General features: G+C 72.5%; 18 protein-coding genes. 10 read left to right on the top strand and 8 right to left on the bottom strand.

The genetic code is table 11. The features are described 5' to 3' along the window. Positions 1–74: 74 nt before the first annotated feature. From stsB to ACIQ5Y_RS24795, 4 genes are read left to right on the top strand one after another with little or no spacing between them, the layout of a single operon-like run. Positions 75–1,568 (top strand): StsB family radical SAM/SPASM domain sactipeptide maturase, encoded by a 1,494-nt coding sequence (gene stsB / locus ACIQ5Y_RS24810; RefSeq protein WP_403884399.1) that lies wholly within the window; start codon positions 75–77, stop codon positions 1,566–1,568. After that, positions 1,549–1,842, top strand: coding sequence for a PqqD family protein (locus tag ACIQ5Y_RS24805; protein ID WP_403884396.1), 294 nt, complete (start codon positions 1,549–1,551; stop codon positions 1,840–1,842). The genes stsB and ACIQ5Y_RS24805 overlap by 20 nt, the downstream gene beginning before the upstream one ends. Further along, on the top strand, positions 1,839–3,257 hold the full coding sequence (locus ACIQ5Y_RS24800; RefSeq protein WP_403884393.1) for an NAD(P)/FAD-dependent oxidoreductase: 1,419 nt from the start codon (positions 1,839–1,841) through the stop codon (positions 3,255–3,257). Before ACIQ5Y_RS24805 ends, ACIQ5Y_RS24800 begins: the two co-directional genes overlap by 4 nt. Then, complete coding sequence (locus ACIQ5Y_RS24795) at positions 3,247–5,106, top strand: S9 family peptidase (protein ID WP_403884390.1); 1,860 nt, start codon at positions 3,247–3,249, stop codon at positions 5,104–5,106. The genes ACIQ5Y_RS24800 and ACIQ5Y_RS24795 overlap by 11 nt, the downstream gene beginning before the upstream one ends. A 22-nt stretch (positions 5,107–5,128) precedes the next feature. Here the strand turns inward: ACIQ5Y_RS24795 and ACIQ5Y_RS24790 are convergent, their stop codons facing one another. The 6 genes from ACIQ5Y_RS24790 to ACIQ5Y_RS24765 form a co-directional block, all read right to left on the bottom strand. Further along, positions 5,129–6,436 carry a helix-turn-helix domain-containing protein gene (locus tag ACIQ5Y_RS24790; RefSeq protein WP_403884387.1) on the bottom strand — a complete coding sequence of 436 codons (1,308 nt, stop codon included), beginning with the start codon at positions 6,434–6,436 and terminating at the stop codon, positions 5,129–5,131. 81 nt (positions 6,437–6,517) lie between these two features. Continuing rightward, positions 6,518–7,156: a GAF domain-containing protein gene (locus ACIQ5Y_RS24785; protein ID WP_403884384.1), complete on the bottom strand. Its 639-nt coding sequence runs from the start codon at positions 7,154–7,156 to the stop codon at positions 6,518–6,520. After that, entirely contained in the window at positions 7,153–8,022 is an 870-nt protein-coding gene (locus ACIQ5Y_RS24780; RefSeq protein WP_403884382.1) for a S8 family serine peptidase, read from the bottom strand. Before ACIQ5Y_RS24780 ends, ACIQ5Y_RS24785 begins: the two co-directional genes overlap by 4 nt. Beyond that, positions 8,013–10,949, bottom strand: a complete 2,937-nt coding sequence (locus tag ACIQ5Y_RS24775; protein ID WP_403884379.1) for an AAA family ATPase — start codon at positions 10,947–10,949, stop codon at positions 8,013–8,015. The genes ACIQ5Y_RS24780 and ACIQ5Y_RS24775 overlap by 10 nt, the downstream gene beginning before the upstream one ends. A 52-nt stretch (positions 10,950–11,001) precedes the next feature. Continuing rightward, complete coding sequence (locus ACIQ5Y_RS24770) at positions 11,002–11,451, bottom strand: aroma-sacti cluster domain-containing protein (protein WP_403884376.1); 450 nt, start codon at positions 11,449–11,451, stop codon at positions 11,002–11,004. A gap of 13 nt (positions 11,452–11,464) precedes the next feature. Beyond that, positions 11,465–12,505, bottom strand: a complete 1,041-nt coding sequence (locus tag ACIQ5Y_RS24765) for a hypothetical protein (protein WP_403884373.1) — start codon at positions 12,503–12,505, stop codon at positions 11,465–11,467. A 176-nt stretch (positions 12,506–12,681) separates the two neighbouring features. Here ACIQ5Y_RS24765 and ACIQ5Y_RS24760 point away from each other — a divergent pair, with 176 nt between their 5' ends. From ACIQ5Y_RS24760 to ACIQ5Y_RS24735, 6 genes are all read left to right on the top strand, one after another. Then, positions 12,682–13,623 carry an ABC transporter ATP-binding protein gene (locus ACIQ5Y_RS24760; protein WP_403884370.1) on the top strand — a complete coding sequence of 314 codons (942 nt, stop codon included), beginning with the start codon at positions 12,682–12,684 and terminating at the stop codon, positions 13,621–13,623. A gap of 4 nt (positions 13,624–13,627) precedes the next feature. Next, positions 13,628–14,437 carry an ABC transporter permease gene (locus ACIQ5Y_RS24755; protein WP_403884368.1) on the top strand — a complete coding sequence of 270 codons (810 nt, stop codon included), beginning with the start codon at positions 13,628–13,630 and terminating at the stop codon, positions 14,435–14,437. Between the two features lie 19 nt (positions 14,438–14,456). Beyond that, positions 14,457–15,632: a YcaO-like family protein gene (locus ACIQ5Y_RS24750; protein ID WP_403884365.1), complete on the top strand. Its 1,176-nt coding sequence runs from the start codon at positions 14,457–14,459 to the stop codon at positions 15,630–15,632. After that, on the top strand, positions 15,632–16,966 hold the full coding sequence (locus tag ACIQ5Y_RS24745) for a TfuA-like protein (protein ID WP_403884362.1): 1,335 nt from the start codon (positions 15,632–15,634) through the stop codon (positions 16,964–16,966). Before ACIQ5Y_RS24750 ends, ACIQ5Y_RS24745 begins: the two co-directional genes overlap by 1 nt. A 96-nt stretch (positions 16,967–17,062) precedes the next feature. After that, positions 17,063–18,385, top strand: a complete 1,323-nt coding sequence (locus tag ACIQ5Y_RS24740; RefSeq protein WP_403884359.1) for a cytochrome P450 — start codon at positions 17,063–17,065, stop codon at positions 18,383–18,385. A gap of 83 nt (positions 18,386–18,468) precedes the next feature. After that, positions 18,469–20,298, top strand: a complete 1,830-nt coding sequence (locus ACIQ5Y_RS24735; RefSeq protein WP_403884356.1) for an ABC transporter ATP-binding protein — start codon at positions 18,469–18,471, stop codon at positions 20,296–20,298. 10 nt (positions 20,299–20,308) lie between these two features. Here the strand turns inward: ACIQ5Y_RS24735 and solA are convergent, their stop codons facing one another. Together solA and ACIQ5Y_RS24725 are read right to left on the bottom strand one after the other, a co-directional pair. Next, complete coding sequence (solA, locus tag ACIQ5Y_RS24730) at positions 20,309–21,490, bottom strand: N-methyl-L-tryptophan oxidase (protein WP_403884353.1); 1,182 nt, start codon at positions 21,488–21,490, stop codon at positions 20,309–20,311. After that, positions 21,454–22,239: a methyltransferase domain-containing protein gene (locus ACIQ5Y_RS24725; RefSeq protein ID WP_403884351.1), complete on the bottom strand. Its 786-nt coding sequence runs from the start codon at positions 22,237–22,239 to the stop codon at positions 21,454–21,456. Before ACIQ5Y_RS24725 ends, solA begins: the two co-directional genes overlap by 37 nt. Between the last annotated feature and the right edge of the window lie 46 nt (positions 22,240–22,285).

Raw genomic sequence — 22,285 nt, 5'->3', positions numbered from 1 at the left:
CCGACAGTTCACAGGCGCGGCCCGACGGCCGCTCGCGTCGGGCCGCGCCTGTGCCGGCTCAGAGAGGAGGCGGGATGCGAGGGAACCTGGTCCGGAACCTGGCGCGGTTCGACGTGCCGCAGGACCTGACCTACTTCGTGAACGGCGAGGACCACCTCGTGGTCAACCCGGAGGTGGCCGCCCGGTGCGTCCTCGACGGGCGTGAATTCCGGGTGCTCCAGGCCCTGTCCGTCGCGCGGGCCCGCGGGGAGCAGGCGGTGCTGGAGCCGGACGATGAGACGGAGCGCGCCCTCGCCAAACTCATCCTGAACTGGCTCGTCTACTTCAACGGCAACAAGCCGAAGATCAAGCTCGGTGAACCGCCCCTGAGCTTCGCGTACTACGCCATCACCGACGGCTGCAACCTGCGCTGCCCGTACTGCTACGCGTCCTCCGAGAAGTGCCTTCCCGGTGAGCTCGACACCGCCGAATCGATGGACCTGGTCACTCAGATCGCCGAACTCGGCACCAAGGTCCTCGTCTTCACCGGCGGCGAACCGATGCTCCGCAAGGACCTCTTCCGGATCGTCGAGCACGCCAACGACAGCGGCCTGAAGTCCAACATCATCACCAACGCGACGATGATCCGGAACGAGGCCACGGCGAAACGCTTCGCCGAGCTGTTCAACGTCGTCACCATCAGCCTCGACGGAGGCACGGCCGAGACGCACGACCGCACCCGCGGCAAGGGCTCGTTCGCCAGGACCCGCCGGGCGATCGAACTGCTCAACGCCGAGGGCGTGACCCCGGCCATCAACCACATCGTCACCTCGGACAACATCGACGAGCTGGAGGACTTCGCGTCCTTCCTCGACGGGATCGAGATCCACAGCGTCCGCCTGATGAACCACAACGACCTGGGCCGCGGCGCCGGTGACGACGACGGCTTCGGCTGGGCCGACCACCTGAGGGTGCAGCAGCTCGTCTGGACCTCGCCGGTCGCCGGCAAGTTCAGGCCGGACGGGCCGAGGCCCGTCACCCCGTGCTCGGTCAAGGGCAACTGCGGGATGGGCGGCAACGAGATCTACGTCAACTCCCTCGGCGACGTCTACCCGTGCAAGCTCACCACCGGCAAGGGCGAGTACGCCGGCAACATCCGCAAGCAGCGGCTCTCGGAGATCTTCGCGAGCCCGGTCCTCTTCGCGATGCGCCGGAGCACGGTCTTCGGCGGCGAGTTCCACGCCGACTGCGAGAAGTGCTACATCAAGGCCAACTGCGGCGGCGGCTGCCGGGCCGCGCACATGTCGGAATCCGGTGACCTGCGCCGCAACAGCCGGCACCTGTGCCGGATCCTGCGGCACGGCGTCACCACGCAGCTGTGGCAGGAAACCGGAGTGAGCCGCGAGGAACTCGCCCGCAACGACCTGGAGATGACGGTCCCCCGCCTGGTCTCCACCGGCGAGGTGCACGCGGTCCACGAACAGTGGAAGACCTACGTCCCCACCCCGAGGCCCGCGATCAAGGTCGGCGAACTCATTCCCATCATGCCGGTGAACAGGAGGCTGGGCGATGTCCCTGCACATCAGTGACGCGGTCATCTGGCAGGAGACCGCGGACGGCATCTCGCTCTACCACACGGAGTCCGGCGAGTTCCGCACGCTGAACGCGACCGCCGCCCAGATCTGGGTGCTCGTGGAGGACGACTGCGACCGGGCGGCGGTCGGCGAGAAGCTGTCCCTCGTCTTCGCGGGGAACAACGCGGTCATGACGGCCCGGATCCGTGCGGAGGTCGACGCCTTCATCACCTCCATGGTCGAGGCCGAACTTCTCCTGGAGACGGACCAGCCGGTCGCGCGGCCATGACCAAGGCGGTCGTCCTCGGCGGAGGCTTCGCGGGTGTGCTCATGGCCAAGGTGCTCTCCGGTCACGTCGACGAGGTCACCGTGATCGAGGCCGGCCGGTACCCGCGGGGCCCGGGGGCACGGACGGGGGTGCCGCAGGCGCACCACAGCCACGTGCTCGTCACGGCCGGCGCCGAGGCCCTGGAGACCCTGCTGCCGGGGACCTTGGAAGAGCTCCGGGGCCGGGGCGCGCACCGGCGCGGGCTGCCGGACGGCGCGCTGATCCTGAGCGCGGACGGCTGGTTCCGGCGGCACGAGACCGGCGCCCACCTGGTCTCGTGCAGCCGGTGGCTCATGGACCACGTCATCCGGCGACGGGCGCTGGCCGGCGGCGCGGTGCGGGTCCGGGAGGGCACCCGGGTCCTCGGACTCGCCGGAGACGCCTCACGCGTGACGGGCGTCGTGGTCGCGGGCGAGGACGGCGCCGGCGAGCGCATCGACGCCGACATCGTCGTGGACGCCACGGGCCGGCGCTCGCGGGCGGGCCGGTGGCTGGCCGCGATCGGCGGACCCGGCGTCGAGGAAGAGGTGGTCGACCCGGGACTCGCCTACTCCACCCGGATCTACCGGGCGCCGGCCGATCTGGCCTCCGGGATCCCGGCGGTCATGCTGCACCCGAGCGCGGAGGGCGGCGGGCCGGCCCACGGCGCGACGCTGTTCCCCATCGAGGACGGCCGCTGGATCGTCACGCTGACCGGCACCCGCGAGTCGACACCGCCGACCGACGAGCGGGGGTTCACCGACTGCGCCCGCGCACTGCGCTCACCGGTCGTGGCGGAACTCCTGGCCTCGGCCGAACCCCTGGGCGGGGTGCGGCCGTTCCGTGCGACCGCGAACCGCAGACGCTTCTACGAACGGCGGCCGCGGACCGAGGGCTTCCTCGTCGTCGGCGACGCGCTGACCGCCGTGAACCCCGTCCACTCGCACGGGATGTCCATCGCACTGCTCAGCGCCCTGCGGCTGGACCGGGCATGGGCGGAGCACGGCGCGAAGCCCTCCGGACTGCCCGCGCTCCAGGCCGCCGTGGCGGAAGTGGCCGACGTGTCCTGGCGGATGGCGACCGAGCAGGACCGATCACGGGCCGCCGCGGTGCCCGCCGGCTCCGCCCCCGCGTCGGCCGCGGGGCAGCGGATGCGGGCCACGATGGCCCGGGCCCTGCTGACCAGCCCGGTGCTGATGAGCCGGCTCTTCCGCACCCAGACGCTGGTCCCCGCACAGGGCGCCGAGGACACGCCCTCCCCCCGGGGGCGGACCGCCCACCCGAACCCCCCGCTCGACACCGACGAGGCGGTCGCGCAGTTCCCCGCGCTCTCCGAGTGGTGGTTCTCGGGGCGTCGAAACCGGCAAGCCACCTGGGAAGAGACCCGTGACGACTGAAGCCGTACCGCTGATCCCGCACTCCGTCCTGTTCGGCAACCCGTCCCGTCTCGTGCCCGAGATCTCCCCGGACGGGACCCGCCTGCTCTACCTGGCGCCGGAGGACGGCGTGTTGAACGTCTGGGTGGCGCCGGTGGACCGGCCGGAAGAGGCCGTGGCCGTCACGCACGACCGGGGCCGCGGCATCCGCACGTACGGCCTCTGCCACGACGACCGCACGCTGTTCTACCTGCGCGACGAGAACGGCGACGAGAGCTGGCGGGTGCACCTCGTCGACCTCGTGACCGGCGAGGAGCGCTGCGCCACCCCCTTCGACGGGGTGCAGGCGCGCGTGCTCGCGCACAACCGGTGGCACCCCACCACCATGCTGATCGGGCTGAACAAGGACCGGCCGGGCCTGCACGACGTGTACGGCCTGGACCTGGTGACGGGCGACCTCACCAAGATCGCGGAGAACCCCGGCTACCTGAGCTGGCTCATCGACACCGACCTCAGGGTCCGCGGCGGCACGAGGATGAAGCCCGACGGCGGCACGGCCGTCTTCCTGGACCCGACGGACGGTCCGGAAGGACCGGACGGCGCGGCACCGCCCTGGCTCGACGTGCCCTACGAGGACGCCATGGGCACCCGCGTCACCGGCTTCGCACGCGACGGGGCGACCTGCTACCTCCTGTCCTCCATCGGGGCCAACGCCTGCCGCCTGTTCGAGGTCGACATCACGACAGGCGAGCGGACCCTGCTCGCCGAGGATCCGGTGTACGACGTCAAACAGGTCGAGACGGACCCGCTGACCGGCAGGCCGCAGGCGGTGCTGTTCGCCAAGGACCGCGACGAACGGGTCTTCCTCGACGAGGAGTTCGGCAAGGACCTCGGCCGGATCCGCGGCGAACTCGCCCTGCGGGGGATCGACGGCGAGATCTACGTCGACCGCACCGACCGCTCCGGACGGCTGTGGACCGTCTCGGTGGTCACCGGCGCCGGCCCCGTCCTCTACCACGTGTACGACCGGGTGGCCGGAGACCTGCGCCGGCTCTTCAGCCACCAGCCGGAACTGGAGCGGTACCGGCTCTCCAGGATGGAGCCCTTCGAGTTCACCGCGCGCGACGGGGTCACGGTGCACGGCTACGTGACCTGGCCGCCCGGCGCCGAGCGCCGCGGCCTGCCCGCGGTGGTCAACGTGCACGGCGGCCCCTGGGCCCGCCACACCTTCGCCTTCGACGAGGAGGCCCAGCTGCTGGCCAACCGCGGATACGCCTGCGTCCAGGTCAACTTCCGCGGCTCGACGGGCTACGGCAAGCACTTCCGCAACCTGGGCGCCAAGCAGTGGGGCGCCGCGATGCAGACCGACCTGCTCGACGCCCTCGGCCACCTCGTGGCGGAGGGCGGGATCGACCCCGACCGGGTCGCGATCATGGGCTGCTCGTACGGAGGGTACGCCGCGCTCGCCGGAGCGGCGTTCACACCGGACGTGTTCACCTGCGCCATAGCCCTCTGCGGTCCGTCGAACCTGCTGACCATGCTGGCGGGCGGCGCGCCCACGCGCACTCCGCTGCAGGCCTTCATGTACGCCCACGTCGGTGATCCGGAGACCGAGCGCGACATGCTGTGGGAACGCTCGCCCCTGTCCCGGGTCGACGACATCCGCATCCCCGTCCTGGTGGTCCAGGGCGCGAACGACGTACGGGTGCCGCGGGCGGAGGCCGAGCAGATCGTCGAGGCGCTCGCCGCGAAGGGGCTCGCGCACGAGTACCTGCTGTTCCCCGACGAAGGACACGGTCTGGCCAGGCCCGGCAACCGCCAGGCCTACTACACCGCGGTCGAACGGTTCCTCGCCGCCCACCTGGCATGACGCGTCCGCGTCCGCGCCGCCGTCACTGCCGGGTCAGGGCCGCCCGCAGCAGGTTCGGCAGGTGCAGGCGCGCCTCCGCCTCCTCGTGGGAGGCTCGGACGAACCCGCAGCCCATCAGCGTGCTCAGATGGTCCACCACCCGGTTGAGCGGCCGGCGCAGGGCCTCGGCGACCTCGGAGACCGTGGGCGCCCCGTCGCGGGCCACGAGCTCGCGCAGGACCGAGCGGTGCGAGGGTTCCAGCCGGTCGAAGCCGGCCAGGACCAGGCCCCCGATCGTCTCGGGGCCGGTCGTCTTCGGAGAGCCGCCGGACCGTGTCGCCGCCGGCAGGTCGAGCAGGTGGGCGTCGGGCAGGTCCGCGAGCTGCCGCAGGCTCAGCACCCGGGACCCGGCGGCCGCCGCCTCCAGTGCGACCGGCAGTCCGTCGAGCCTCCGGCACAGCCGTACCACCGCCTCGGCCTCGGCACGGCCGAGCGCGAACCCGGGCCGGACCTCCGAGAGCCGGTCCACGAGCAGCCGCACCGAGGGCACCTGGGCGAGGACGTCCAGCGACCGCGACGCCTCCCAGTCCGGCCCCGGCACGGCCAGTGGCGGGACCACCGTCCCCTGGACGCCCGCCACGTGCCACGGCGTACGGGACGTACTGACCACGCGCAGACCCGGACAGTAGGCCAGCAGGTCCTGCACGCCGACGACCGGACCGCCCGCGTCGGCGACCCCGTCGAGCACGAGCAGGACTTCGCTGCGACCGATGAGCCGGCACACCGCGGCAACGTCCTGCTCACGCGATTCGACCAGCAGGCGCAGCGACTTCATCAGGGAACCGAGCGCCGCACCCTGAGCGTCGACGTCCACCGGGCCGGAACCCATCCACAGCACCGGCCATCCGCGGCGCGCGCTCAGCCGGACCGCGACCTCCGTCGCCACCCTCGACTTGCCCACCCCCGGAAGCCCGGACAGGGAGATCATGCGGCGGTGGTCCGACGCCAACGCGCCCACCATCGCCCGTACCTCGACGTCCCGCCCGAGCAGGGCGTTGACCGACCGGGGCACCGCGAGCCAGGGATCCGTCCCGGCCGGAACCTGCCGCCCGCTGCCCAGGCCCGCGTTGACGAACAGCTCCCGGGACAGCCCCTCCAGCCGCAGGGCGTCCGCGAGCAGGCGGACGGTCTGCATCCGCGCGTTCACCCTCCCCGACTCCAGGGCGCGGATCGTACGCGGACTGATCGTCGACAGGTCGGCGAGCGTCCGCTGGGTCAGCCCGGCCTGGACGCGCTTGTGGCGCAGCAGTTCGGGAAACGACGGCGCTTCGACCTCGGCTGTGGGGACCATGCGCGGGAGCGTAGGCGGGCCCCGTTCCGCAAGCGTCTCCGGCGCGTCGCCGGGACGTCTGCGATCCGTCTCCGGCGGCCGTCAGACCGGCTTCGGGGCGGGGTCGGCCCGCCGGTCCAGCAGGTCCAGCGAGATGCCCAGCAGCGACAGGGCCAGCGGGTCGGAGGAGTCCAGCACCGCGTGCCGCGACAGCCGGGCCACCAGATCGCCCATGCGCGGCACCGCGCTCGCCGCCTGCTCGCTGCGCCGCAGCAGGGCGAGACTGAGCGCGGCCTGCGTCGCGAGCAGACCCAGCAGTTCGATGTCGTCGAGTTCCCGGCCGGGGGAGCCCGTGTCGTGGACGTGCCGGTCCAGCACCTCGATCACGCCGATGCACTCCCCGTCCGCGATCAGCGGTGCGGCCATGATGCTCGCGGGCACGTACCCGGTGGAGGCCGCCGCGTCGCCGGCGAACTGCTCGGTCCCGGCCACGTCGTCGGTGATCAGCGGCTGACCGCTGGCCGCGACCCAGCCGGCGATGCCGGTGCCGGGCTCGAAGCGCTTGCCGACCAGGCCCTCCTCGCCCTCGCCGGCGACCGCGGCGAAGATCAGCTCGCCGGTGTCGGGACTCACCATGAAGACCGAGGACGCGGCGGCCCCGTAGATGTAGCGGGCCACCGCCACCACGGACTGGAGCAGTTGGCGCTCGGTGGCCATGACCTCGTGCGACCAGGGTTTCATTCCCCGCCTCCTTGGACCGATACGTTCGCCGCGCAGTGATAGAGGACGCTCTTGAGCTGGAACGGCGTGAGCCACGGGTGCTTGCCCAGTACCAGCGCGGCGATCCCGGCCATGTGCGGTGCCGCGAAGCTGTTTCCGGTGCCCCGCACGGTGCCGCCGCCGCGGGTCGCCACCGGCACGCGCACGCCCCGGGCCCGGAACTCGACCGGCGGCGCGGGGTTGTAGTAGAAGCGCATGCCGTCCGACTCGGCATGGCTGGCGACCGAGATCACCGACGAGAAGTTCCACGGAAAGCTCTCGATGGGCAGGTTGTGCGCCGCCGCCACCACGGTCGTACGGCGGAAGTAGGCGCGGTCGCACAGTTCGGTCAGCCGGTCGCGGAACTCGACCCGGGTCGTCGACAGGCTCATGCTGACCACGTCGAACCCCTCCTCGATCGCGAAGGCGAGCCCGGAGATCAGCGCGGCGGCGCTGCCGGACCTCCCGTCGCCGAGGACCTTCAGCGAGCTGAGCGAGACCCGGGGGGCGATGCCGCGGATGATCCCCGCGCACGCCGTCCCGTGGCCGGCGCCGTCGACGGGCTCGCACTCCTCCACGCGCGGCGCCCGGCCCTCGGCCGTCACCACCTGCCACGCCCGGTCCACGGACCCGACCAGCGGGTGCGTCGGGTCGACACCGCTGTCGAGCACACAGACCCGTACGCCCTCGCCGTCCGCGCCCTCCCAGGCCCAGCGCGGGTCGATCCCCTCGAACAGGGCCGTCGGCACGGGTTCGCCGGGATCACCGTCGGGCGACATGCTCCACGCGGGCATCCCCAGCAGGTGCGGCATCCGTTCGCGCCGCCAGGGGACGTCGTTCAAATCCATTCGCGCACCGCCTCCAGAGGGCTCGTGGCGCCGACAGCCAGGTAGCTGTCGGCGGCCAGCCCGGCCAGGACCCCGGCCTCGGACGTCTCGCCCAGACACCGGTGGGCCCGGGCCAGGTCGAAGCAGACCTCGCCGCGCAGACAGGGGTCGTCGATGTCCTTCAGCAAGGTCAGCACCTCGCCCCGCGCCGGGTCGACGCGGCCTTCCCCGGCGGCGGCCAGCACGGCGGCGGACAGGCACAGGATCCGCCCCCGCACGTCCATCTCCTCGCGACGCTCCAGGAGCCGGGCGATCCGCTCCGCGGACTCCTCGGAGCGGCCGCACCGGGCGAGCTCACGGGCCGCCTGCACCCGCATGGTCAGCGCCACCGGTACGTAGCCGGCCTGTTCGAGGGCGTTCGCCGCGCGGCGGAACCGCCCCTCGGCCTCCTCGTGCCCGCCCTCCAGCGAAGCGGCCAGCCCGGCCACCTGGTCGACCAGGACCCGACCCATCGTCAACCGGAGCTGCTCCACGACGGACTCGGCGTCGGCCAGTGCCGAGCGCGCGCCCGGGCGGTCCCCGGTCAGGGCCAGGCAGCGGGCGCGGGCGGCCAGCGCGGGCAGCGCCAGGAACCGGTCGGCGGCGAACCGTTCGAGGAGCTCGGCACAGCCCGAGAGCTTCTCCGCCATCGGCGTCGGGGACCACTGCCGGATCTCGCACAGCGCGACGAGCAGGCGGTCCTCCTCGTACGCGTCACCGATCAGCCGGGAGTGCCCGAGCGCGGCGCACGCCGCTTCCTCGGCCGCGCCGAACCGGCCCTGGTCCAGGTGGAGCAGCATCCGCACCTGCTCGAACCGGCACCAGGCGAACCGGTCGGGCTCACCGCCCGCCAGCGCGGCCCGCAGTTTGCCGACGTCTTGCGCGGTGACCCGGCCCAGCCGCGCCGCCAGCAGGTACCGCTGGACCAGGCAGGGCAGTTGGCCGTCGCCGTCGGGGCCCTGCCGCGCGCCGTCCGCGGCCACGTCCAGCGCGCGCCGGGTGTCCCCGGAGAGCATCAGGGCGTCGCTGAGCCGGATCGCCGCGACCGACCGGCATCCGTCCGGCCCGTTCGGTGCCAGCATCAGCGCCCGTTCGAGCAGCCCGATCGCGGTCGGTACGTCACGCTGCCGGAGCGCCACCGTGCCCTCGCCCAGCAGCGCCTCGGCCGCCTGACGGGCCAGCTCCGGAAGCTCCGTGTCGTCCGGACGCAGCCCCCCGAGCAGTCGGGTGGCGGCCTCCAGGTGGAAGCCGGGGTTGAAACCGCGCTCGGCCAGGCGCCGGTGCCAGGTGATGCGCTGCTCCTTCTCCAGCCTGCCGTAGGCGACCTCGTGCACGGGCTGCTGCACGAAGCGGTACCCGCCCTCCTCGGCCGTCGCGTGGAACAACCGGTGCCCCGCCAGGGCGTTGACGTTCGCCGCCGGCACCTCCTCGCCCAGCAGCGCGAGCTGCTCCAGCGTGAACGCCGGGCCGATCACGGAAGCCGCGCCCAGCAGCCGCCGGGCGGGCGCGGGCAGCCGGTCGATCATCGCGCCGACCATGGCCGTGATCGTCGGCGGCACCTCGTCGAGGGTCCTGCCGTCCCGCAGCCAGTCCATCATCAGGCGGATGTAGAGCGGGTTGCCCGCGCTGTAGAGCGCGACCCGGTCGACCAGGTCCAGGTCGTGGAGTTCCACCTCGTCGCCGTGGCTCCGTCCGGCCAGCGACATCGCGAGGCGCGCGCTGTCGATCGGGACCAGCGCGCCGACGTCGATGACCCCGTCGTCCGGGAACCAGGGGCCGTCGGGCCCGGTGAGCTCCGGCCTGGACACGCAGACCATCAGCAGCGGGACGTCCCGGAGGTCCTCCATCAGCTCACCGATGAGCCGGAGCAGCGACTGCCCCGCCCACGCGAGGTTGTCCCACACCACGACCAGCGGGCGGGAGGCCGCGGCGGTGAGCAGCTCGCGCGCGGCCCAGGACACCTCCTCCACACCCGGGCCCGGGACGGACTCGTCCAGGCGGGAGAGCGAGGCGTCGCGCAGGCCGGCCAGCACCCCCGCGACGCGTTCGTCGGCCCGCAGCAGCTCCGCGCCGGCCGGCGACTGCCGGGTCAGCGCGTCCAGCACCTCGAGGAGCGCCGCGTAGCTCCCGTTCGTCCCGTACGAGGGGCAGCTGCCGAAGACGGCGATGGGCCCGGCCCCGGCCGCGACGAGGTCGTCCACGGCCTCCTTGACCAGACGGGTCTTGCCGATGCCGGGCGGCCCGAGCACGGTGACCAGCTCCGGCCGCCGCTCCAGCGCCACCCGGTGGTAGGCCTGGCGCAGCCGGTGCCGTTCGGCCCTGCGGTCCACCATGGGCGAGCCGTCACCGGCCGGGTCGTCGTCGGCCTCACCCGTCACCACCAGCACGGGCACCGGCTCGGCCTTGCCCTTCAGCATCACCGGCAGGACCGGGGCCATGGTGAAGTGCGGGCGGGCCAGGTGTGCCACGGTCTCGTTGACGACGATCTCCCCGGCGACCGCCACCGATTGCAGGCGCGCGGCGAGGTTGACCACGTCGCCTACGACCCGGATCCCGGCCCGTGCCGAACGCGTCACCAGGGCCTCGCCGGCCGCGATCCCGCAGTGGATCTCGACCGGCGCCGCGTCGGCCGCCGGGGTGCGCAGTTCGCGGACGGCGGTGCGGATGTGGGTGGCGGCCCGCAGCGCGCGCAGGGCGTCGTCCTCCTGGGAGGTGTCCGCGCCGAACACCGCCATCACGGCGTCGCCGATGAACTTCTCGACCACCCCGCCGTGTTCCTCCACCGAGGCCGAGCAGATCTCGTAGTACTCCTCCAGGAGCTGTTGCAGGGGCTCCGGGTCGACCCGCTCGGCGAGCCGGGTCCAGCCGACAAGATCGAGGAAGAGGACGACCACCAGTCTGCGGCTCACGCGAGGTCCTCCTCCAGGGGTTTCGGTCGTGGTACGGGCAAGTGCCGCGGGGTCAGAGCAGCTTGAGGTTGTGGGCCCACACCTCGGCGTCCGGGCCGGCATCCGCCTCGTTCAGCCTGTGCTGGACGGATACGACGACGGCGGTCTCCTCCTCGGTCAGGTGTGCCAGCACATCGCGCTGCGCGGTGCTCAGCTGGTCGACGGGAAGTCCCGCTTCGCGCAGGGCGGTCAGGGGGTCGAACACGTCACTCACCTCTTTCACGGGACCGCACGGCGGCGGCCAGATACCGACCGGCAGGATCCGGTGGACGTAGCAGTAGGCCACCAGCTCCGCCCTGTTCCTGCAGTTGAACCGGTCGAGGAGAACGCTGATCTCCTCGCCCACCGTGTGTCTGCTCAGGCCCAGCGCACGGGCCACGCGGTCGGTCGTATGACCCTGAGCGACCATGGCCACGAGCACCAGGCCCCGAGTGGAGATCTCGGGGCCCCGTAACGACGTCATCAACGCGAGCTCCTCACGACGTACTCCGTACGAACAACTCACGGACCATGACGGCGGCCATGAACGAGACGCCGTGCCAGCGCGCCTTGCGTTCGAACCAGAGCCAGTCGCCGTCCGGGTTTGCCTCCAGGAACACCGGTTCCCCGGTGTCCGGCACGAGCAGGTCGAACGCCCCGTAGCGCAGGTCCCACGCGGCGCAGAGGGTGCGTACCGCGTCGGCCGCGCGCGGCGGGCAATCGACCCGCGTCACCGTCACACTGTCGGGATCCGTCACCGGGCTCGACGGATCGGGCTTGCGGACCTCGAAGGCGCAGATCCCGCCGTCGAGGTGGTAGACGCGCAGCTCACGGGCGTGAGCCACGTACTCCTGGACGACGACGGGACGTCCATCGCCGGTCGGGACCAGGCCGGCCGCGCCCCAGTTCCCGTCGGCCGCGACCCCGCCCCCGTCGGTCGCGGTGTCCGCCGGGAGGCCCCGCGCCACCGCCTCGCGGCCGACCACCGCGGGCTGGCACGGCGGCCAGTTGGCCCGGTCCGGCTCGAACAGCCGGAAGTCCGGCGTCTTGACCAGCAGGGTCGCCGACGCCACCGTGCGCGCCGCCGCCGCGACGTCGTTGGTGATCACCGTCCGGGGCGTGCGCACGCCCAGGCGGCGGGCCTGCGCCAGTTGGCCCGGACCGACGACCGTGCCGCCGGGCAGGGCGGCGGACGCCGCCTGCCCCACCTGACGGAGGAACCCGGACCACGACTCCGCCTGCAACGGGGTCACCGAGCCCGCCGGCCGCGCCTGGGCCAGCAGAGCGCAGGCCGAGGCGTGACGCACCCACACCACCGCCGGTCTGACCCGGCGCCCCGCGATGTCCAGCAGACCGGTGTCCACGTCCAGCGCCATGGACGTCGAGGAGAGTTCGCCCGGCCGGATCAGCACCGTCGGAGTTCCGAGCGGTCCCGTCAAGGCGCGGTGAACGACCTCCAATTCGGGGCCGCCCGCGCAATTCACGAGAACCACGACGGGTTTTCCGTCGTGGTCTTCGGTATTTCCCGAACGGCTCATGCTGCGAATGCTAGCAACGGGACCGCGGGCGGGGCGGAAGAACAGAGGCAGTTCGAAGGCAGCTTGGGCAGCTGCCGCTTCCCCAGTGGCCAACAGGCGTAACGTCCACCCGCAGCGACTCGATCGGCATTCCTGATTCCTGATGAATCATCAAGCGCATTGTGGAAGGAGGGATCGTGGCGAATCACGTGGTGAACGCCGAAGAACTGACAAAGCGCTACCGCGGAAAAGAGACGCCGGCGGTCGACGGTATTTCATTCGACATCGCCAGAGGCGAGACCATCGGGCTGCTGGGACCCAATGGTGCCGGAAAGACGACCCTGATGAAGATGATCTGCGGCGTCACCCCTCCCACCACCGGGAAGATCCGGGTGTTCGGCGCGGACCCGGCCCGCGACCCGGTCACCGCCAAGACCGGCATCGGCGCCATGCACCAGTCCGCCCCGTACGACGAGATGCTGTCGGCCCTCGACAACCTGCTGATCGCCACCCGCTTCAAGGGCCTGTCCTGGCGGACCACCCGGCCCTGGGCGCTGGAGGTGGCCGAGTACCTCGGTCTGAAGGACGCCCTGTCGCAGCTCGTCTTCCAGCTGTCGGGCGGACAGCGTCAGCGCCTGCAACTCGTCCGGGCGCTCCTGACCATCCCCGAACTCCTGATCCTCGACGAGCCCTCGGCCGGACTCGACGTCGCCGGCCGCCACCAGATCGAGCGGTTCGTGCGGTGGCTCCGCGAGGAGAACGGCATGACCGTGATCTGGACCAGCCACATCATCGAGGAACTGGAGCGCAACGCCCAGCGCGTCCTCGTCATCAACAAGGGCAAGGTGGTCCGCTTCGCCCAGCCGAGCGAGCTGCTGCGGGAGTTCGGCGGAGCCCACCTGCTGGTGAAGGTGGACGACGCGGTCGCGGCCAAGGTCGTCAAGGAGTGGGCGGGCGCCGCCGGACTCGCCGCGAGCGCCCAGGACACCGAGGTGCGCATCGAGAACGCGCAGGTCCGCGACGTACTGCCGCAGCTGTCACGGCACTGCCACGACGCCGGAGTCGCGATCTCGGACATCTCCACCGTCACCGACTCGTTGGAGCAGGTCTTCCTGCGCATGACCGGGAACGAGGGCTGACACCGTGGCCGAGCTGGACTTCAAGACCAAGGCGCCGGTCGGCACGGGCAAACCGGCCGACTTCACCGCCGTGTTCTACCGCGAGTACGCACTCCTCGCCCGCAACCGGGTCAACCTCATCCTCGGCCTGACCCCCATGCTCGTGTACCTGCTGCTGGTCAACACCTCCCTCGGCAACGTCGTCGGGAACATCGTCTACCGGGGCGAGACCCTGCCGTTCTCGGTCTTCCTCCTCCCCATGGTGCTGGCGATGTCCGTGGTCAGCGCCTCGGGCACCACCGGCATGGCGATGTTCCAGGAGGAGATGAGCGGGGTGTCGACCCAGCTGTGGAGCTGGCCGCTGCGCAGATCCCGCTTCCTGGCCGGCAAACTCCTCGCCGGGGTCACGCTCGTCCTGGCCCAGAGCCTGCTGGCCATGGCCGTCGCCGCGATCATCTTCGACTACCCGTTCGAGGCGTCCCACTGGATCTGGCTGCTGCTCGCGCTGGTCCTGTCGTCGGTGGCCTTCAACGGGCTCTACCTGGCCGCGGCCGTCCTGATCAAGGACTACCGCACCTTCATGGTGCTCACCAGCATCTCGGTGCCCGTCCTCGTCTTCGCCGCGCCGTCGCTGTCCACTTCGCAGCAGCTCCCCACCGTGCTGCAGTGGATCTCGACGGTGAACCCGGTGTCCTACGCGGTCACCGGCATGCGCGACGCCGCGATCTTCGGCCTGGAGAAGGCGTGGCCCTCCCTGCTGGTCCTGGCCGCCGTCGCGCTCGTCGCCAACTTCGTCGCCGGCCGCGCGCTGCTGCGGCGCACCCGGAACCTCTGACCCCAGGGAGTCCCTCACCGTGCAGACCGAAGACCAGACCCTGTCCTGGCTCGCCTCGCCCCAGGACTGCTCCGTGCTCCGCCTGCCCGGGACGAACAGAGCCCGGCCCCCGGAGGCCACCTGGGAGATGGTGAGCCGCGCGGCGGCGAAGGTGGGTGTCACCCGGGTCGCCGACATCACCCGGCTCGACACCATCGGCATCCCGACCTTCCAGGCCGTCCGGCCCCTGTCGCGAACCCTCGCCGTCTCCCAGGGCAAGGGGATGACCCCCGAGCTGGCGAAACTCTCGGCGGTCATGGAGTCCGTCGAGACCTGGCACGTGGAACAGCCCGTCACCCCCGTCATGACGGCCGCCCCCCGCGACCTCGGCCCGGAACTGGGCTACGACGTGGCCGCCCTGGCGCCCTGCGCACCGAGCCTCCTGCACGACGGGCTCCCGCTGGACTGGGTGGAGGCCAGATCGCTGGTCGACGGTGCGCGGACGTTCGTCCCCGCGGGCCTGGCCCGGCTGTCGCTGGAGGAGAAGACCGACTGGAACCCGCCGGTGTTCTTCGAGTCGACGAACGGGCTGGCCGGCGGGAACACCCTGGTGGAAGCCACCCTCCACGCCCTCTGCGAGATCATCGAGCGGGACGCGATGACCGCGGCCGTCAAGCGGGGCGGCGAGATGGGGGTGCGCGTCGACCCGCGGACCGCCGGGTCGGCGGTGGCCGACGAGATGTGCACGCTGATCGAGAAGGCCGACGTCACCCTCGAAGTGCGGTTCGTACCCTCGCCCACCGGCCTGCCGTGCTTCCTGGCCTGGGTCGCCTGCCACGACTATCCGGCTCCGATGTTCGGGTTCGGATGCCACCTGAGTACGGAGATCGCGCTCACCCGAGCCGTCTCCGAAGCGGCGCAGGCCAGACTCGCGTACATAGCGGGCGCGCGGGACGACCTCCGCGACGACTTCGGCCGGGCGGACGTCGGCCGGCTGAAGGACGCCCGGTCCGCCCCGGCGGCCGACATCGCAGGCCTGGTGTCGCCGCCCGCCCGCCACGAGAGCCTGGTGGGAGACCTCGCGCACGTGGTCCGGCAGGCGGCAAGCGCCTTTTCCCACCCGCCCGTCGTGGTCGATCTGACGCGGGACGAGATCGGAGTCCCCGTCGTCAAGGTCATCGCACCGGGGAGCCGCGTATGTCCGGAGGTGTTGTAGTGAGCACGCCCAAGGTGGTCGTCTACGCAGGGCCGACGCTTTCCGCGGCCGACGTCCGGGCGGTGCTCCCGGACGCCGAGGTCCGGCCCCCCGCCGGTCGAGGTGATCTCCTGGCGGAGCAGTGGCACCCGGGGGACGTCGCCGTCGTCATCGACGGCTACTTCCGGGAGCGGCGGTCCGTCGGCCACAAGGAGATCCTCCAGGTGCTCACCGAAGGCGTGGACGTCGTCGGCGCCGCGAGCATGGGGGCACTGCGCGCCGCGGAACTGGCCCCGTGCGGCATGCGGGGCCTCGGAACCGTCTACGGAATGTACGCCTCGGGCGAGATCGACGGCGACGACGAGGTCGGCGTCCTGCACGGCCCCGCCGAAATGGGGTACCCCGCGCTGACCGTGGCACTGGTGAACCTGCGCTACGGCTGCCGGGAGGGGGCCGAGCAGGACCTGGTCCCGGCACGGGCCGGGCGGCGGATCGTGGCGGCGGCAGCGGCCGTGCCCTTCACCCACCGGGGCTGGAAGGACATCGAGCGGGCCCTGGACGAGCCCGACCACGAGGCCCTGCGGACGCTGGAGGAGATGATCGACTCCGGCGTCTGGGACCTCAAGCGGCTCGACGCGATGGCGGCCCTCCGCGCCGTCGCGGACCGCCCCGCCGCGGCCCCCGCCCCCACCACCCCCGAGGTCCCCTTCACGGGGATCGGCCGCACCCAATCCCTGGTCCGCGGGACCCGCCGGGAGCACGCCCCCGGCCGCTGGATGTCCGACCTCGACGTCCTGGACGCGGCCAGGCTGTTCGACGCCGACTACCCCGCGCTGCACGAGGACGTCCTCACCGGGCTCCTGCGGGACCTCGCGGCAGACCGTGGCATGACCCTGGAGCAGTACGGGACGACCAAACTCGGCCTCGAAGACCGGTCACCCCTGCCGCCGTCCCTCGCCCACTGGTTCACCGAGGCCGAGGCTGCCGACGGGCTCACCGCCGCCGACCGGAACCGGCTCCTCATGGTGCGGGTGTGGCCGGTGTGGCAGTCGGTGGACTGGAGGCCGGCGGTCCTGGACCGGCTGCGCGCATCGGAACGCTGGGACGAGTGGTGCGCCCTCGTCGCCCGCGCGGACGAGGCCGCGGAGGAGGCCGGCCCCCGCCTCGCCGTCCCGCCGCCCGCGATGTGCGCGACCCTCTTCCTGCGCCACTGGCACGGCAGCGGCACCTCACCGGTGGTCGAAATGGCCCGACGGGGCTTCACCGGCCCCGACGAACTCGGCGGCGCGGTGAGGAGGTTCTTCGCCTACGACATCCGCCGCGCCCGCGAACGCCGGAACGCCCCGGCGGGGTGAGGCCGGGGCCCGGGGCGGGGTGTCGCACACGGACGCGGCTCGCCTACAGTGCGTGATGACCGCACCCCGTCGGCGACGACGTACAGGAGCACACCCGTGGCCACCCACGCCCGCCCCGGCCCCCTCCCGCGCCCTGCCCCGGCAGGCCGCCGGGTCCCCGAGCTGGACCCCGCCCTCGTCGAACAGTGGCGGGGCGGGGGAGGGGAGCTCGTCGACCTCTTCACCCTGGCGCGTGAACGGCTCGGCGGGATCGCCGCGTTCAGGCTCGGTCCCCGCCCCACCGTGCTGGTCACCGACCCCCCGGCCGTGCAGCACGTGCTCGCGCACCACCCCGACCGGTACGTGAAACGCTCGCACCGCGCCCGGCTGCTCATCGGCGACGGGGTGCTGGCCGCCACGGGCGAGGCGTGGCAGCGCCAACGGCGGCTGCTCCAGTCCCAGTTCACCGGACCGGGCATGCGCCGCTACGAGCAGCGGATCACCGGGGCCGCGCGGACCACGGCCGCGCGCTGGGCCGCGTACGCCCGGACCGGGGAGGTCTTCGACGTCGGCGAGGAGATGCGCCGCTTCGCCCTGGACACCATCTGGCGCTCCCTGACCGGCCACCCCCTGGACCCGGGCACGGAACGCGAACTGGCCGCGGTCCCCGCCGTGGTGGCCGCCATGCCGAGCCTGCCCGCCGACGTGACCGCCGCCCAGGGGGCCGTCGCCGCCGAGCTGGCCCGGATCGACGCCGTGGCGGCCCGCGCCATCGCCGCCGCACGCGACGGCGCGGCCGGACCCGACGGGCCCGGGCTGCTGCACGTCCTCACCGAGGCGGCCGGCACCCGCCCCGAGTACACCGACCGCCTGATCCGCGACGAGCTGGTGACACTGCTCGTCGCCGGCCACGAGACCACCGCCTCCACCCTGACCTGGCTGTACCTGCTGCTGGACCGCAACCCCGACGCGCGGGAACAGGCCCTCGCCCCGGGGCCCGAAGGCTCCGCGGAGCGCCGGCAGGCCGTGCAGGCGCTCGTCCAGGAGGCGCTGCGCTTCTACCCGTCCGCCTGGATACTGCCCCGCTGCGCGGCGCAGGACGACGAGCTCGCCGGATACCGGATCGAGGCCGGCACCGACGTGCTGGTCTGCCCCTACCTCACCCACCGGGACGCCGGACTCTGGGCGGATCCCGAGCTCTTCGACCCCGGCCGGTTCACCACCCCCGGCCGCCGCCCCGCCCACCCGGGGAGCTACTACCCGTTCGGCCTCGGGCCCCGGGCCTGCCTGGGCCTGCAGTTCGCCCTGAGGGAGTCGACCGTCCTCCTCGAACACCTGCTGCCCGCGCACCTGCCGCGCTTCCGCTCCCGCCCGGACGGGGCCGCGTACAGCATCACCGTCCGCCCCGACGGCCCGACGCCCGCCGTGCTCGGCGGGTAGCGGCGGGCACCGTTGGACTGCGCGGGCGCCCTTGCGGGACACTCCGACTCCTGTCCTGTTGGTACCTCAACACAGGGTTTGGGATGGGATCAGTCGAATCTCACGGAACATCACCGCGCAGGGGCCCCGTGCTCCTCGCGCTCCGCTACTACGGACGGGAGCTGGCGCGGCTGCGCCGGCTGACGGTCCCCGCCATGCTGCTGCCCGCCCTGGGCAACATCGGAATCTTCTACGTCGCGCCGCTGATCGTCGCGAAGCTCGTCGGCCGGATCGTCGGGGACGGCGGGGAAGGCGGCGCGGGCATCGGGGCGGCGCTGCCCTACGTGCTCGTCTTCGCCGGAGTGCTGCTGCTCGCCGAGACGCTGTGGCGCATCGGACTCCACTGCCTGAACCGCCTCGACGCCCGCGGCATCGAGCAGCTGTACGTGATCGGGATGGACGAACTCTTCGCGAAGGACGCGGCGTTCTTCCACGACAACTTCGCCGGATCGCTGACCAAGCGGGTCCTCAGCTTCGCCTCCCGCTTCGAGGAGTTCGTCGACACGTTGACCTTCAACGTCATGGGCAGCTTCGTGCCGCTGGTCTTCGCGTCGGTGGTGCTGTGGCAGTACGAACCGCTGCTCGTGGCCGGGCTCCTGGTGATGATCGTGCTGGCGGCGGTGTGCGTCAGACCCCTCATCCGGCGCCGCCAGGCCCTCGTCGCCCAGCGCGAGGAGGCGATCGCCCAGGTGTCGGGCCACGTCGCGGACAGCCTGATGAACATGGACACCGTACGGGCGTTCGCCGCCGAGGACCGCGAGGCGGCCGAACACCGCACCCGGGTGGCCGAGTCGAGGCGGCTCACCCTGCGTTCATGGGACTACGGCAACCTGCGCATCGACACCGTGGTCGCACCGATGTCCGTGCTCACCAACGCGCTCGGCCTGCTGCTCGCCGTGTCCCTCGGCGCGGGGGAGCACGGAGTGGAGGCGATCATCGTCGCCTTCACCTACTACGCCAACGCCACGAGGATCATGTTCGAGTTCAACCAGATCTACCGCCGTCTGGAGAGCTCGATGACGGAGGCCGCGCAGTTCACCGAACTGCTGCTGACGCCGTCGACCGTACGGGACCCGGTCTCGCCGGAACCGCTGCGCTCCCAGGCCGCCGACGTACGCTTCGAAGGGGTGACCTTCACCCACGCGGGCGCCGGCAAGGAGCCGCTCTTCGAGGGCCTCGACCTGGCCGTTCCCAGCGGGACGAAGATCGGCCTCGTCGGCCGGTCCGGCGGCGGCAAGACCACCCTCACCCGGCTGCTGCTGCGCATGACCGACATCGACGACGGCCGGATCCTCATCGGCGGACAGGACATCACCCGGCTGTCCCAGGCCGACCTGCGCAGCTTGATCGCCTATGTGCCGCAGGACCCGGCCATGTTCCACCGCACGCTGCGCGAGAACATCGCCTTCGCCCGGCCGGACGCCACCGAGGCCGAGATCCGCCGTGCCGCCGAGGCGGCGCACGTCACGGAGTTCGCCGACGGGCTCCCGGAAGGCTTCGACACCATGGTCGGCGAGCGAGGGGTCAAGCTGTCCGGCGGGCAGCGCCAGCGCGTTGCCCTCGCCAGGGCGATCCTGCGCGACGCGCCGATCCTGCTGCTCGACGAGGCCACCAGCGCCCTGGACTCGGAGAGCGAGATCCTCGTCCAGGGCGCCCTGTGGCGCCTCATGGAGGGCCGGACCGCGCTGGTGGTGGCGCACCGGCTGAGCACGGTCGCGGGCATGGACCGGCTCGTCGTCCTCGACCGCGGCCGGATCGTCGAACAGGGCACCCACCAGCAGCTCCTCGCCTCCGAGGGCGCCTACGCGAAGCTCTGGCAGCACCAGTCCGGCGGCTTCCTCGACGAGACCCCCGCCGGAGCCGATGTGCACTGAACCCCGGTCGTCAGCTCCGCTCCCCGAAGCGGTCCGGTGAGAACGCCCCGACCGGCAGCTCGGTGGCGGCCTCCAGCGCCAGTTGGGCCGCCGCCAGGCCGACGGCCGGGGCGTGCTTGAAGCCGTGCCCGGCGAACCCGCCGCAGACCACCGTGCCGGGGCGGCCGGCGGGGATCCCGAGGACGAAGTGGCCGTCGGGCGTGCGGCCGTCCATACAGGCCCGGGAGGAGGCCACGGCCGGCCGCAGCCCCGGCAGGGCGGAGCGGACGAACGCCGCCACCGGGTCGGTCTCCGCCCCGCTGGGAGGGGTGGCCCAGTTCTCCTCGGGCCGGGTCAGCCAGCGCTTCGGGGAGGCCGGCCCGCTGACACCGACCTTCACCCCGCTGCCGTCGACGTCCGGGATGCCCCAGCCCTGCCACTGCCCGCTGCGCCGGACGAACACCGGGAACCGGCCGGGCCCGTGGTCCGCGGCGGCCCCCTCGGCCGGGCGGAACCAGGAGAGGACCGAGCGCTGCGGCCGGATCGGCAGAGCGAGCTCAGGGAGCAGCCCGGCGGTCCAGCAGCCCGCGGCCAGGATCACCGTCCGGGCCAGGTGCACCCCGCTGTCGCTGGTGATCGTGGTGCCGCGGTCGTCCTGGGCGAGCGAGAGGCAGCGGGTGCCCGTCTCGATCCGGGCCCCCAGGGCCGCCGCCTCGGCGACCGCCGCCCGCACCGCCGCCTCGGGCCGGATCACCCCGGCCGTCGGCTCGTACAGGCCCACGTCGTCCCCGGCCGGAGCGTGCTGCGGGAACCGGGCCCGCAGGGCGTCGCCGTCCAACTCCTCGTACGGGACCCCGGTGCGCCGCGCGGCGGCGACGGCAGGCCCGTCGCGCGAGCCGATCAGCAATCCGCCGCACCGGTCCAGGAGCCCGGTCCCCGACCGGGCCTCCAACTCCCGGTACAGACCCAGCGAGGCGCGGGCGAACGAGACGTACGGGGCATCCTCGAAGAGCAGCATCCGGAAGATCCGGGAGCCTCCGTGCGAGGAGCCGCGTTTATGACCGGGGGTGAAGCGGTCCAGGCCGATCACGGTGGCGCCCGACCGGGCCGCCTGCCAGGCCGCCATCGCCCCCATCGCGCCGAGCCCGACCACCGCCACGTCGTAGCGGCGCACCATCAGGACTGCGCCCCGCGCGCCGTCAGCACCATCCACACGAGCTCGCCGCGCGCACAGAACCCGATCTTCCGGTCCCACCGGTCGAGCAGCCCGTCGTACTCCTCGACGGTCATCTCCCGCAGGAACGACTCCCGTTCGTCCAGCAGCAGCCGCCGGCCCTCCAGCATGCTCTCCATGAGGTGGACGCTGCGGTCCTCCACCACCACCTCGGCGAAGCCGGCCGCGTCCAGCATCTCGCCGTAGGCGTCGGGGGTGAGCATGTACTGGCCCCACGCGGCCATCTTCGCGGCGAACTCGGCCGACGCGCCCTGCGGGCCGAGGCAGTAGTCCGTCACCAGCACCTGGCCGCCCGGGCGCAGCGCGCCGTACAGCCGCCGCCAGGCCGGCAGTTTGTCGGAGGGCGGGACGAACGCCCCGCAGTCGCGGGTCCAGAGCACGTCGAAGGAGTCCGGGGTCAGCAGCTCCGTGGTGCGCACGTCGCCCGAGACGAACGACACGCCGGACAGCCGCTGTTCGGCGGCACGCTCGACGCAGACCGCCGTCATGTCCGGCGCCGCGTCGAGGCCGACCACGGTCAGCCCGTGCCGCTCGGCCAGGCGGAAGCTGTCGCCGCCGAGGCCGCTGCCTATGTCCAGCAGCCGCAGCCCCGGCCGCAGGTCGAGACGGTCCGTCAGCTCGGCGAATACCGCCTCCTGCCCGGGTCCCTGGTAGCCGTGCCCGTACAGCCGCTCGTGGCGCAGGGCGACGCGCCGGGAGTAGCGCACGGCGAGGTCGGTGGTGGTCACTCTTGCTCCTTGGACGGGGAGGGGTTGGGGTACCGGCGGGCGGGTC

Source organism: Streptomyces sp. NPDC096339 (assembly GCF_044762985.1).
Lineage (GTDB): Bacteria > Actinomycetota > Actinomycetes > Streptomycetales > Streptomycetaceae > Streptomyces.
Note: the sequence above shows the minus strand (reverse complement) of the source record. Positions and strands in the feature narration are given on the sequence as shown.

Coding starts and splice junctions, on each gene's coding strand:
- stsB (WP_403884399.1), top strand. CDS start 75: ATGCGAGGGAACCTGGTCCGGAACCTGGCGCGGTTCGACGTGCCGCAG.
- ACIQ5Y_RS24805 (WP_403884396.1), top strand. CDS start 1,549: ATGTCCCTGCACATCAGTGACGCGGTCATCTGGCAGGAGACCGCGGAC.
- ACIQ5Y_RS24800 (WP_403884393.1), top strand. CDS start 1,839: ATGACCAAGGCGGTCGTCCTCGGCGGAGGCTTCGCGGGTGTGCTCATG.
- ACIQ5Y_RS24790 (WP_403884387.1), bottom strand. CDS start 6,436: ATGGTCCCCACAGCCGAGGTCGAAGCGCCGTCGTTTCCCGAACTGCTG.
- ACIQ5Y_RS24785 (WP_403884384.1), bottom strand. CDS start 7,156: ATGAAACCCTGGTCGCACGAGGTCATGGCCACCGAGCGCCAACTGCTC.
- ACIQ5Y_RS24780 (WP_403884382.1), bottom strand. CDS start 8,022: ATGGATTTGAACGACGTCCCCTGGCGGCGCGAACGGATGCCGCACCTG.
- ACIQ5Y_RS24770 (WP_403884376.1), bottom strand. CDS start 11,451: ATGACGTCGTTACGGGGCCCCGAGATCTCCACTCGGGGCCTGGTGCTC.
- ACIQ5Y_RS24765 (WP_403884373.1), bottom strand. CDS start 12,505: ATGAGCCGTTCGGGAAATACCGAAGACCACGACGGAAAACCCGTCGTG.
- ACIQ5Y_RS24735 (WP_403884356.1), top strand. CDS start 18,469: ATGGGATCAGTCGAATCTCACGGAACATCACCGCGCAGGGGCCCCGTG.